Origin of the sequence: Pseudomonas sp. IT-P260 (assembly GCF_949768395.1) — a bacterium.
GTDB classification, from domain to species: Bacteria; Pseudomonadota; Gammaproteobacteria; order Pseudomonadales; family Pseudomonadaceae; genus Aquipseudomonas; species Aquipseudomonas parakoreensis.
This window is the reverse complement of sequence record NZ_CATKPO010000043.1, coordinates 141,183-153,613: the sequence shown is the minus strand read 5'-3', so window position 1 is coordinate 153,613 and position 12,431 is coordinate 141,183. Positions and strand designations below refer to the sequence as shown.

Annotated in this window: 12 protein-coding genes; 5 read left to right on the top strand and 7 right to left on the bottom strand. The window is 59.4% G+C overall.

Going from position 1 to position 12,431, the window contains the following annotated elements:
- Positions 1-10: 10 nt before the first annotated feature.
- A complete protein-coding gene (gene kdgD / locus ACM6HV_RS25125) occupies positions 11-922 on the bottom strand; it encodes a 5-dehydro-4-deoxyglucarate dehydratase (RefSeq protein WP_145597342.1) in 912 nt (303 codons plus the stop codon).
- A gap of 237 nt (positions 923-1,159) precedes the next feature.
- Between kdgD and ACM6HV_RS25120 the strand changes: the two genes are divergently transcribed.
- The 3 genes from ACM6HV_RS25120 (at position 1,160) to ACM6HV_RS25110 (ending at position 3,242) form a co-directional block, all read left to right on the top strand.
- Entirely contained in the window at positions 1,160-2,473 is a 1,314-nt protein-coding gene (locus ACM6HV_RS25120) for a phospholipase (protein ID WP_414905556.1), read from the top strand.
- A 3-nt stretch (positions 2,474-2,476) separates the two neighbouring features.
- Positions 2,477-2,665 (top strand): hypothetical protein, encoded by a 189-nt coding sequence (locus ACM6HV_RS25115; protein ID WP_414905555.1) that lies wholly within the window; start codon positions 2,477-2,479, stop codon positions 2,663-2,665.
- A gap of 214 nt (positions 2,666-2,879) precedes the next feature.
- Complete coding sequence (locus ACM6HV_RS25110) at positions 2,880-3,242, top strand: hypothetical protein (protein ID WP_414905554.1); 363 nt, start codon at positions 2,880-2,882, stop codon at positions 3,240-3,242.
- A 7-nt stretch (positions 3,243-3,249) separates the two neighbouring features.
- Here the strand turns inward: ACM6HV_RS25110 and ACM6HV_RS25105 are convergent, their stop codons facing one another.
- From ACM6HV_RS25105 to ACM6HV_RS25090, 4 genes are all read right to left on the bottom strand, one after another.
- On the bottom strand, positions 3,250-3,996 hold the full coding sequence (locus tag ACM6HV_RS25105) for a FadR/GntR family transcriptional regulator (protein ID WP_186448505.1): 747 nt from the start codon (positions 3,994-3,996) through the stop codon (positions 3,250-3,252).
- A gap of 179 nt (positions 3,997-4,175) precedes the next feature.
- On the bottom strand, positions 4,176-5,903 hold the full coding sequence (locus tag ACM6HV_RS25100; RefSeq protein WP_414905553.1) for an ABC transporter ATP-binding protein/permease: 1,728 nt from the start codon (positions 5,901-5,903) through the stop codon (positions 4,176-4,178).
- 96 nt (positions 5,904-5,999) lie between these two features.
- On the bottom strand, positions 6,000-6,560 hold the full coding sequence (locus tag ACM6HV_RS25095; protein ID WP_003221630.1) for a response regulator transcription factor: 561 nt from the start codon (positions 6,558-6,560) through the stop codon (positions 6,000-6,002).
- A complete protein-coding gene (locus ACM6HV_RS25090; protein WP_131671443.1) occupies positions 6,553-7,815 on the bottom strand; it encodes an ATP-binding protein in 1,263 nt (420 codons plus the stop codon). Before ACM6HV_RS25090 ends, ACM6HV_RS25095 begins: the two co-directional genes overlap by 8 nt.
- A 413-nt stretch (positions 7,816-8,228) precedes the next feature.
- Between ACM6HV_RS25090 and ACM6HV_RS25085 the strand changes: the two genes are divergently transcribed.
- Positions 8,229-8,948 (top strand): SIMPL domain-containing protein, encoded by a 720-nt coding sequence (locus tag ACM6HV_RS25085; protein ID WP_414905552.1) that lies wholly within the window; start codon positions 8,229-8,231, stop codon positions 8,946-8,948.
- A 137-nt stretch (positions 8,949-9,085) separates the two neighbouring features.
- On the opposite strand, the gene ACM6HV_RS25080 is transcribed toward ACM6HV_RS25085, so the two are convergent.
- Positions 9,086-9,268: a hypothetical protein gene (locus tag ACM6HV_RS25080; protein ID WP_222016566.1), complete on the bottom strand. Its 183-nt coding sequence runs from the start codon at positions 9,266-9,268 to the stop codon at positions 9,086-9,088.
- 120 nt (positions 9,269-9,388) lie between these two features.
- Entirely contained in the window at positions 9,389-9,751 is a 363-nt protein-coding gene (locus tag ACM6HV_RS25075) for a DUF6124 family protein (protein ID WP_414905551.1), read from the bottom strand.
- Positions 9,752-10,697: 946 nt separating this feature from the next.
- On the opposite strand from ACM6HV_RS25075, the gene ACM6HV_RS25070 reads away from it, so the two are divergent.
- Entirely contained in the window at positions 10,698-12,299 is a 1,602-nt protein-coding gene (locus ACM6HV_RS25070; RefSeq protein WP_414905550.1) for an ABC transporter substrate-binding protein, read from the top strand.
- The last annotated feature ends 132 nt before the right edge of the window (positions 12,300-12,431 follow it).

The following is a 12,431-nucleotide window of genomic DNA, read 5'->3' as shown; positions in this document are numbered from 1 at the left end:
TTGTCGGGTGTTACTGCGCACCTTGCTTGTCGATCAGCGCAGCCAGCATTTCGAATTCTTCGCCGGTCAGGTCAGTCAGCGGCGCCCGCACCGGGCCTGCGTCATAGCCGGCGATTTTCGCGCCTGCCTTGACGATGCTCACGGCGTAGCCGGCCTTGCGGTTGCGGATGTCGAGGTACGGCAGGAAGAAGTCGTCGATGATCTTGGCGACGGTGGCGTGATCGTCGCGGGCAATCGCGTGGTAGAAGTCCATCGCGGTTTTCGGGATGAAGTTGAACACCGCCGAGGAATAGACAGGCACGCCCAGTGCCTTGTAGGCAGCGGCGTAGACTTCCGCGGTCGGCAGGCCGCCGAGGTAGCTGAAGCGATCACCGAGGCGGCGACGGATCGACACCATCAACTCGATATCGCCCAGTCCGTCCTTGTAACCGATCAGGTTCGGGCAACGCTCGGCCAGACGTTCCAGCAGTGGCGCAGTCAGGCGGCAGACGTTGCGGTTGTAGACCACCACGCCGATGTTCACCGATTTGCACACCGCTTCAACGTGGGCGGCGACGCCGTCCTGACTGGCTTCGGTCAGATAGTGCGGCAGCAGCAACAGGCCTTTGGCACCCAGGCGCTCGGCTTCCTGGGCGTACTCGATGGCCTGACGGGTCGAACCGCCGACACCGGCCAGAATCGGCACGCTGCTGGCGCAGGTGTCGACGGCAGTCTTGATGATTTCCGAGTATTCGCTGGCGGCCAGGGAGAAGAACTCACCGGTGCCGCCGGCGGCGAACAAGGCTGAAGCGCCATACGGAGCCAGCCATTCCAGACGCTTGATGTAGCCGGCGCGGTTGAAATCGCCCTGAGCATTGAAATCAGTGACCGGGAACGACAGCAGACCGGCGGAGAGGATGGACTTCAGTTCTTGTGGATTCATTATTCGAACACCCTGGGTAGCAACGTTTTTTGTGAGTTTTATGATTCAGCCAATGCCGAAGTTGTAGGTCATCGTACAACTTAAAAGACAACCGTCAACTGCATTTCATCGTTGCCCTGCATTTTTTGTCGGACAAGATTCCTTCTTGACGTAGGAAAAATCTGGTCTAGGCTCGACTTAACTGTATATCCATACAGTTAAAAATAAATCCACCGACGACATATCAAGGAGCCAGAAATGTCCGGACTGCATGCAAAACCACAGGAACGACCCAACCCGGTCGTCGCTCGATTCGATGATCTTTTCACTGTAAAAGGCATCCACTTCAACGCCGACAATCCGCATCTGCTGCTGCACATCGCCGACGCCCACAGCGATGTCGCACCGGCCACCGCCCTCCCCGGCAACGCCTTGAACATTCGACCGCCACTGCGCTTCGAAGGCGCTGAACACACGGCCATCGGCGATAACACCCTGCTGCGCTTCAGTGAAAACGCCGAGCCGATTCGCGCGCAAAACAAGCCCTTGCACTTGCCCAATGGCCTTGCGCTGACCTACGGCCAGGTGGTGGCGCTGGCTGGAGATTTCTACGGCGTGGTCGATCGACCGATCAACGAAGGCGCGACCCCGGCTGATCGCCTGAACCGCTTCCACGCTGCATTTGATTCTCTCGCCGTACTGCCGGCCTCACGCGCCGAGGCCACGCAGATTCTCGCGGTCATGCAAAAGGAGATCGACGCGGTCAAACAGGCGATCAAGGACGGCAAAGCACCACATGAAGCCTACGACGCGCTCGGAGATACGTTGTCCGAAGAGTGGAACAAGCTCACCAGCGGCGGCAGTTTCGTCTCCGCGCTGTTCCCGCTTGGGCGTTATCTGAAACTGGCGGCGAACAACGCCGACCACTTCGGCGAATGGGCCAGACTGGCCTACATCGCCGGCCACACCGCCGCCCTGCAAACCGCAGTCGCAGCCCGCGCCAATCACGATGAGCAGCAACTGGAACGGGCCTACGCGATGAACGCGTTTGCCGACCACTTCCTCACGGACCTGTTCTCTGCCGGCCACTTGCGTGTGCCACGCAAAGAGATGGCGGCGGTGGTCACGCCGAGCGACCTCGGCTCGCTGGTCACCCGTTTCATGCACGACGAGGACAGCAAATTCGGCCTCAAGGTGCGCAACGCCCATGGCGATCAATGGCGCGCCTACGGCGACAAACGTTACTTCGAGGCCAGCGATGCGGACAACCGCATCCAGGTCAACCTGGCGGTGCAGGCCTCGGCGGATGAAGTCTTCGCCGCTTACCTCAGCGGCAACGTGCCCGCCCCTTCGACGTTTGCCGCGCTGCAACGCCTGCCGGATCTGACGGCGGTGCTGAATCTTTCGAATAACTTCGCACCACTGTTCCGCGTCGAGGGCGGCAAGGTGCTGCGGCGCAAAGACGTGAACAACCTCAACGACACCGCCACCGTCGACAACTGGTGGGGCTGGAGCACCTACCTGCTGCTCAAGGACTACCACCCGACGGGCAACGTCAATCAAGGAGAATGAGCAATGACGATCACATTGAAACTGGAACTGACGTCGGGGCAGTCGCTGCAAGGTGCACCGCTGGAGTTGCTGGCAGATGGCAAGCCGATTGCGCGGGGGATTGTGGATGAGGACGGTTTGGTAGCGTTTACTGCCAAGCCGAGGCAAGCGCAACTGGCAGTGAGGGTGGATCGCTCGATATTGCCGCGCTGAATTCACGGGCCCCTTCGCGAGCAAGCCCGCTCCCACATTGGAATGCATTTCAAGTGTGGGAACGGGCTTGCTCGCGAAAGCGCTTTGTCGTTGCATGAATCAGCGGCTTACCGTTCGTCGAGACCGGTATTTCTTACAGGTGCTTTGCTTTCGTGATCAAGACATTAATCAGGTCGTGCCGATATCGGCTTGGACGACCAAAAGGATCTTGAACATGAAAGACAAAAGCTTCGCTGTAACAATGCTGCCGGCTCCTTCGCTTAAAGAAGCGATCAATGGGGTGCTCTACGTTCATAACCTGATTGATCAGGCCCATGGGGAAGTGCCCGTGCTTCCAAACGCAGTCCCTGGGGACACGATCAAACTGACAGTGAGTAACTCGGACGGCTTCCTGGAATGGGAAACAAAGATCGTACTGACTGCTATCACCATCGGAAAGCCGATTGTATTGCCAATCCCGAAAACGACGTTTGAAAGAATGCTCAATGCTGAAACGAACGCCGTATTGCAGTACTCCCTCGAAAGTGCGGGCAATCAAAAGCTTTCAATGCAACTGTTAATCGAGCTTAAGGACTGATTCAACCTCACCCCTGCGCCTGCGCCTCTTCATGGGCCTGGCGCAGTCTTTCGCGGCTGTTGGTCAAATGCAGGCGCATCGCCGCCCGCGCGGCATCGGCATCCTGGCGGGCAATCGCTTCGTAGATTTCCTCGTGCTCACGGCTCAGGCGATTCATGTAGTGCTGCTGGTCATCATGCGCCAGACGTGCCGAGTTCAACCGCGTACGCGGAATGATACTGGTGCCCAGGTGGGTCATGATGTCAGTGAAGTAGCGGTTGCCGGTGGACAGGGCGATTTCCAGGTGGAAGGCGAAGTCCGACGCTACCGCATCGCTGGCGTGGGCCACGCTGTCGTTCAGCGCATCGAGGGCGGCGCGCATGGTTGCCAATTGCTCGGGGCTGCGACGTTGCGCGGCAAGCCCGGCAGATTCGACTTCAAGGCTGATGCGCAATTCGAGAATCGCCAGCACATCACGCAGGGTGACCACCGTGGCCGGATCGATACGGAAACCGCTCGGGCTTGGCGTGTCGAGCACAAAAGTGCCAATGCCGTGGCGGGTTTCAACTTGACCGGCCGCCTGCAAACGGGAAATGGCCTCGCGCACTACGGTGCGGCTGACGCCATGGGCTTCCATGATCGCCGACTCGGTAGGCAGTTTGTCACCGCGCTTGAGCAGGCCATCGCGGATCTGCTCGCTCAGCACCGTCACCAGCTCCTGGGCCAGGCTGCGGCGTTTGCGCGGGAGGCGTGGGGTGTCGATCGGGTTTTCCATGGTCAACGTCTGGTCTCGAAAATTCGGCTTGGTAAGCATCATAGCGCACGCGGGTTGTACGATCACTGTCGAGTCGAAACACCGCCCTTGTAGGAGCTGTCGCAGGCTGCAATCTTTTGATCTTGAAAAACAACATCAAAAGATCGCAGCCTGCGGCAGCTCCTACAGGGGTGTGGGGGTCAAGCGGTCACGGCCTGTTCCACCAGATGCCCGCTGTCGATCCGAACATGCCGTGGGTGGAAGCGCTTGAGGCTGCTGCGGTGGCCGACGCTGACGATGCTCAGGCCCGGCAACTGATCAATCAGCGCCTGATACAGCGTCGCTTCATCCTCTTCATCCATCGCCGACGTCGCCTCGTCCATGTACAGCCATTGCGGTGCATAGAGCATCGCGCGGGCGAAGGCCAGGCGTTGCTGCTCACCCGGCGACAGCATGCGCTGCCAGTGATTGGCTTCGTCCAGACGCACGACCAGATGCGGCAGACGGCAAGTCTCCAGCACCTGCGCGTAACGCTCTGGCGCGTAGGTGTCGCCCGGTTGTGGATAACTCAAGGCTTCGCGCAGGGTTCCGATCGGCAGATACGGCTTCTGCGGCAGGAACAGATAACGCGCCGCCGGCAGGCGAATAGCGCCGTGGCCCGCAGGCCACAAGTGCCCCATCGCCCGCAGCAACGTCGACTTGCCGCTGCCGGATCGGCCGCTGAGCATCACCCGCTCGCCCGGCTCCACCGTCATGTCGGCATTGGTCAGCAGGTGACGACCATCAGCCAGATCCAGGCCGAGGTTGTGCACTTGCAATTCACTGCCCTGATTCTGCACATCGATGGCCGGAGCGCGCTGTTCGTTATCGGTCATGGCCTGACGGAAGCTCAGCAGACGATCACAAGTAGCACGCCACGCGGCGAGTTCCGAATACGCACTGATGAACCAACTGAAGTTCTCCTGCACATTGCCGAATGCCGAGTTGATCTGCATCAGCTCGCCCAGTTCGATCTTGCCCGAGAGGTAGCGCGGCGCAGCCACGATAAAAGGGAAAATGATCGCGATCTGGCCATAACCGGAGGTGAAGAACGTCAGGCGCTTGGACACGCGCATGATGTCCCAGAAGTTGTGCCAGACCAGGCCAAAACGGCTGCTCAAGCGGCGATTCTCGTTCGGTTCGCCGTTGTACAAGGCAATGCTTTCGGCGTTCTCACGCACGCGAACCATGGAGAACCGCAGGTCGGCTTCGAAGCGTTGTTGTTGGTTGTTCAGGCCAATCAGGCGCTTGCCGATCAGGTGCGTCAGCCAGCTGCCGACCGCTGCGTAAATCAGTGCACACCAGAACATGTAACCGGGAATCTCGATGCCGAACACCTCGATGCTGCCCGATACGCCCCACAAAATGATCGAGAACGACACCAGGCTGACCACCGTGCGCACCAGCCCAAGCCCGAGGCTCAGGGTGTTGGCGGTGAAGGTATTGAGGTCTTCGGAAATCCGTTGGTCCGGGTTATCGGTGTAACCGCCCTGCTCCAGCTGATAGTAGTTTTTGTTGCTCAGCCAGCGCTTGAAGTGGTTCTCGGTGAGCCACGCCCGCCATCGGATGGTCAGCATCTGCGTCAGGTACAGGCGATACACCGCCCCGAGAATCGCCACCGTGGCGATGCCGCAGAAATACAGGATCAGTTGCCAGAACGCGGCCTCATCCTTCTTCTGCAGGGCGTTGTAGAAATCCTTGTACCAACTGTTGATCCACACCGAGATCGCCACGCTGAACAGCGACAGCGCAATCACGGCGATCAGCAACGTCCAGGCCTTGCCCTTCTCTTCGCTGCGCCAGTAAGGCGTGGTCATCGCCCACACTTTGCGAAAAAACTGCCCGCGCACAGCATCGTTGACCGCGGAATATTCAGCGTTCTGATTCATGGAAAAGGCTCGATAAAGAAAAGAACAGACACGCACCGATCATAGTTGATCGGTGCGCGTTATCGCGAGGGCTGGCGATGGCCGTTCAGCGCAGGTTCAGCGACGAACCGGGCGCTTCTGCAGTTTGCGCTGCAGGGTGCGGCGGTGCATGCCCAGGGCGCGGGCAGTGGCGGAGATGTTGCCTTCGTGCTCGGTCAGCACGCGCTGGATGTGCTCCCATTGCAGACGGTCCACCGACATCGGGTTTTCCGGCACCAGGCTGTCGAGGTCGGCGTGTTCGGAGAGCAGCGCAGCCAGCACGTCGTCGGCGTCGGCCGGTTTGCACAGGTAGTTGCAGGCGCCACGTTTGATCGCTTCGACCGCTGTGGCAATGCTCGAATAACCGGTGAGGATCACCACGCGCATTTCCGGGTCCAGTTCCAGCAGCTTGGGCAGCAGCACCAGGCCGGAGTCGCCGTCCATTTTCAGGTCCAACGCGGCGTAGTCCGGCAGGTCGGCCTGGGCGATGGTCAGGCCTTCTTCGGCGGAGCCTGCGGTACTCACACGAAAGCCGCGGCGGGCCATGGCACGGGCCATTACTCGGGTGAAGGTCGCGTCGTCGTCGACCAGCAGCAAATGCGGCAGTTCTTCGCCTTCGACTTGGATTTCGTCACTCATGTTGGTCTCCTCGGGCGCCGTGGGGCAGGCGCAGCTCGGTGAGCGTGCCGCCTTCCTCATGACTATAGAGTTTCACTGAGCCGCCGGCGCGTGTCACGCTGGCCTTGCTCAAAAACAGGCCCAGGCCGAAACCTTTGCCCTTGGTGGTAAAAAACGGTTTGCCGATCTGCTCGGCGATGGCCAGCGGCACACCGGCGCCGTGGTCACGAATGCTGATGGTCACGGTTTCCGTATCCCAGTCCAGCGTCACCTGGAGATTTTCCGGGCAGGCGTCGGCGGCATTGTTCAGCAGATTGAGCAGCGCCTGGGTCAGATCAGGCGGCGGTGCCATGCGCGGCACGGTGCCCTGGCCGAGACGCTGGAAGCGATAACTGGCCTCCGGACGCATCAGGTGCCAACGGTTCAGCGCTTCGTCGAGCCATTGGGTGACGTCCTGCATCTCCACCGCCATACGCCGGTTGGCCTCGGCGGCGCGCACCAGTTGCTGCAAGGTTTCTTTGCACAGTTTGACCTGATCCTGCAGCACCTTCAGATCGTCCTGCAACATCGCGTCGGGGTGGTCCTGCTGCATCTCCTTGAGCAACACGCTCATGGTTGCCAGCGGCGTGCCGAGTTCATGCGCGGCGCCAGCGGCCTGGGTGGCGACGGCCAGCAATTGCTGATCGCGCAGGCCTTCTTCGCGGCGAATCGCGCGCAATTCTTCCTGACGGCGCAGCTCTTCGGCCATGCGCGCAGCGAAAAACGTGATCACCGCAGCCGCCAGCGCGAAGCTCAGCCACATGCCGTAGATCTGCAGGTTCTCGCGGGCCACCGGCAGGGTTTCCAGCGGGTAGAACCGCGTGAGCATCACGGTGTACAGCGCCAGCGCAATACCCGACAGAATCACCGAATAACGCCACGGCAGCGTCACCGCCGCGATGGTCAGTGGCACCAGATAGTAGGAAACGAACGGGTTGGTCGAACCGCCGGAGAAATACAGCAACGCACTGTGGATCACCAGATCGCAGGCCAGTTGCAGCGCATATTCGAGTTCGGTCACCGGCCACGACGTACGCAGTCGCACGGCGGTGAACACGCAGAGCAGAATCGAGCAGCCAAGGGTCATCGCCAGTTGCACCCACGGCAACGGCAACAATTGCAGCCAGTAGGCCAGGCCGACGGAACCGGCCTGCGCGGCGAGCACCAGGGTGCGGATGAACGTCAGCCGCCAGAGGTTCTGGCGAGTGGCGGAAGTCAGTTGTACGGGGGCGAGCATGAGCTCTCCTGATGAGCGCTCCAGGCGGATCGCACGGAGTATAACCAAGCCGCGCCTTTGAGAGGCGAAAGTGCGGCAAATGACCACATGGCGCTGGCGGAAAACTGGTCTACCCCGCATGGCTGCCCGAGATCAGTGTGGTGAGGGGATTTATCCCCGATGGGTGGCGAAGCCGCCCCAAACCCTGCAATCCGCTTTTCACGGGCAGACCGCATCCGCTGAATTGCGACTGCTTCGCAGCCGATCGGGGCGGTGCGACGTTTCGCTAAATCCCCTCGCCACAAAAACACTTCCAGGCCAATCCGGCGCATCTGTATAGAAGTTGTAACTGGGCGAACCCAGGCATAAAAGCTAGAGTCTGATGGTTTCACGCAGGGACGAACCAACACCTGCGCATTATTCAAGGAGCCTTCATGCACACCTTTCGCCGCAGCGCCGCCCTTCTCGCCCTGACCGTCGGCAGCATCGCCAGCCTTCCGGCGCTGGCCGCCGATGAGCTGCACTACAACCAGATCTCCCTGCGCGCCGAAGTCAGCCAGGAAGTGGCCCGCGACCTGATGATCGTGACGCTCTACACCGAAGCGCAAAACACCGACCCGGCCAAACTCGCCGCCGACGTCAGCACCACCATGAACAAGGCGCTGGCCCAGGCCAAGCAAGTCAAAGACATCACCCTGCGCCAGGGCAGCCGCAACAGCTACCCGATCTACGACACCAAGGGCCAGAAAATCACCGGCTGGCGTGAACGCGCCGAACTGCGCCTGGAAAGCGCCGACTTCGCCGCCCTGTCCAAACTCACTGGCGAACTGCTGACCGACCTGAAAATGGGCGGCATGGACTTCGCCATCGCCGAGCCGACCCGCAAGGCCAGCGAAGACCAACTGCTCAAAGAAGCCGTCAGCGCCTTCAAGGCCCGCGCGCAACTGGCCACCGACGCACTGGGCGGCAAGGGCTACAAAATCGTCAACCTGAACCTCAACAGCAACGGCTACCCACAACCGTACATGCGCGCCCCGATGATGATGAAAGCCGCCGGCATGGCGGATTCGGCACCGGTCACACCGGAAGTCGAAGCCGGCACCAGCCAGGTCAGCCTGACGGCGGATGGCTCGATTGAAGTGCTGATGCAGTGAATTGATGCTTGCTGAATGAAAAACCGGCGATCAGAGAATGATTGCCGGTTTTTTTGTGCCCGGTTTTGTAGTGAATGAACTGCCATTGCAGGCATACCGCTTCTTTCTACAAATCAGCCGCAACCTTGAACGGAAGATCAATGGTTGTATTCGCCTGCATTAATCAAATTTATCGCGTGCGTCCACGCGTCAGTCTCCGTTCCAAACTCCTGATCATCAATTGGCTGTCCCGCCAGATAAACCTGCCAGAAAGACCCTCGATTTCCCTTGGCGACCAACCTGGCTTCATAGCCGCGTCTTTTTGCATCCGTGATGTCCATGGCTTCACCTCAATCAGTTTTTGCTTGGATACAACTCGCTTGGCAAGACTAGCCAGACGAGTCGCTTGCAATCATGTTCATCCCATTCGCGAGCTATATCTACTGTCAGACCTGACAGGTCTATGACTGCGGATCAACCCGATCCAGCGCCCGATTCACCGCCAGCTCAGCGAGCATGATGATCTGCTGAATCGCCAACGCCGTATTGCGCTGCGGGCGACTGAGCTGATCGGCGAAATCGCTGGCCATGGTGTTGGCCGAGGCCAGGGACTCACAGGCGTGGGCCAACAGACTTTCCGTGTCGATGCCCGGATGGACGAGGAACATCGAGCTGGGTGGGCGCGGTTTTGTGGCTTCGGGGCTGAGGTAGAAATCGAGGGCACGCTTGATCGCTTCGCGGTTTTTTGCGAGGTCTTCGGCGTGAAGGGCTTCGGCGAGTGGAGTTGTGGGTTCGAGCGGTGGATCTGGGACTGGCTTAGTCATTGGATAACCCTATTTTGCAAATGAACGCCAGCACTTGCCGTTTCTCACGCGGCGAAGTGGGTGGCAGCTATGTGCGGGGTGAGAAACCGGAAAAATAGGAAACCGGCCAGACCGAAGTCTGCCCGCACACAGCCGCCATGACGCAATTGCAGGCAACAGATAAGCCGCCTGCAATTATGCGGACACATGGACTGAATCACTAATTTTTCCAGGCTCTCACACCCGATCGCTGAGTTTTCAGCGACAGCTCAAGGCTAGAGAGCTCGCGTCCGAGGGACAACCTGAAAACCTTGTGGGAAGGTTCTGTTTATCCAACACACTTTTAAACACAATCTCACTCCCTGTGGGAGCTGCCGAAGGCTGCGATCTTTTGACTTTGGCTCTCACAACTCAAAAGCAAGATCAAAAGATCGCAGCCTTCGGCAGCTCCTACAGGAGAACTCAGAGTATTCAATAAAATTCAGGTCGGCTGTCAGGCCGCCATCTCTGGCAAGTCGCCGCAACCGCTTTTCACCACTCAACACGATGAGCGTTAGCTCGAGTACCGCTTTTGATCTGAGGGCCCGTCGGCAGGCTGAGTGGAGGGGTTTATCCGGGGGTGGGAGCGCAGCGACCGTTTGGCGCAGCCAAACACAGCGAGAGGAGGTGCAGCGAAGCAAACCGTAGGCGCTGCCCCCGGATGAATCCCGGAGCGAAGGAACCCGAGCCTGAGCGAGGGCCGAACGTCAGGGTAAAGCCCTTTGGTTACTTTGGGGCGTTTGCCAAAGTGACCCGCCGTCAGGGCGGAACCCTAAGCAGCCGTTACCGCAGCAACGGATATGTACCCGACAAAAGCCGCCACATATACCGAGACAGACATCTCAACAGGAAAAACGATATTTCCGAACACACCCAAATCCCCGCTACCCTGAAAAACACAACCACCTCCAATCGACCCGGGGACTCCATGGAAAGATTCACCCTGAAACCACTACTAATCACCCTCGCACTAACCGCCATAGCCCCAATCGCAAACGCAGCAACAACCTTGGTCTACTGCTCCGAAGCCAGCCCCGCCGGCTTCGACCCCAGCCAATACACCAGCGGCACCGACTTCGACGCCTCCGCCGAAACCGTCTTCAACCGCCTCACCCAATTCCAGCGCGGCGGCACCGACATCGAACCCGGCCTGGCGACAAAATGGGACGTCTCCAGCGACGGCCTGCAATACACCTTCCACCTGCGCCAAGGCGTGAAATTCCACACAACGGAATACTTCACCCCGACGCGCGACTTCAACGCCGACGACGTGCTGTTCACCTTCCAGCGCCTGCTCGACCCGGACAACGCCTTCCGCAAGGCCTACCCCGCCGAGTCCCCGTACTTCACCGACATGGGCCTGAACACCACGATCAAATCAGTGGAAAAACTCGACGACAACACCGTGCGCTTCAACCTGAACAACGTCGACGCGGCGTTCGTGCAAAACCTCGCCATGAGCTTCGCCTCGGTGCAATCGGCCGAATACGCCGCCCAACTGTTAAAGGAGGGCAAAGCCGCCGACCTCAATCAGAAACCGGTGGGCACCGGCCCGTTCGTGTTCAAGCGTTACCAGAAAGACGCGCAGATCCGCTACGCCGCGAACAAGGACTACTGGAAACCCGAGGACGTGAAGATCGACAACCTGGTGTTCTCGATCACCCCGGACGCTGCCGTCCGCCTGCAGAAACTCAAGACCGGCGAATGTCAGGTCAGCGGCTATCCACGCCCGGCCGACATCGAAGTGATGGAACAAGACCCGAATCTGCGCGTATTGAAGCAGGCCGGTTTCAACCTCGGTTTCCTCGCCTACAACACCACGCATCCGCCGCTGGACCAGCTCAAGGTCCGTCAGGCGCTGGACATGGCCATCGACAAACCGGCGATCATCAAAGCCGTCTACCAGAGTGCCGGGCAACTGGCGCAGAACGCCTTGCCACCGGCGCAATGGTCGTATGACCCGAACATCAAGGACGCGCCGTACGACCCGGTGAAAGCCAAGGCGCTACTCAAGGAAGCCGGGGTTGCACCGGGTACCACCATCAATCTCTGGGCGATGACCGTGCAGCGCGCCTCCAACCCGAATGCGCGGATGTCGGCGCAGATGATCCAGCAGGATTGGGACAAGATCGGGATCAAGGCCAACATCGTCAGCTACGAATGGGGCGAATACATCAAGCGCGCGAAAAATGGCGAACACGACGCGATGATCTATGGTTGGACAGGTGACAACGGCGACCCGGACAACTGGCTCGGCGTGCTCTACAGCTGCGCGGCAGTCAAGGGCAGCAACTACGCCAAGTGGTGCGATCCGGCCTACGACAAATTGATTCAGCAGGCCAAGGTGTCCACGGATAAAGCGCAACGGGTAAAACTGTATCAACAGGCGCAACTGATCCTTAAACAGCAGGTGCCGATCACGCCCATTGCCAACTCCACGGTGTTCCAGCCGCTGCGCAAGGAAGTGAGCGACTTCAAGATCAGTCCGTTTGGCCTTACACCCTTCTACGGCGTGGGTATAAATAAGTAACACCGAGCCCCAAGGCGGCGCGCACAACGTGACCAACGCACCGTTTTGGGGCCTCGTTTGCACCGTAAAAAACGGCCGCAAACGGTCAAATGCGTCAACTCTTATACAAATGCGACATTAAGGTACGTTCGT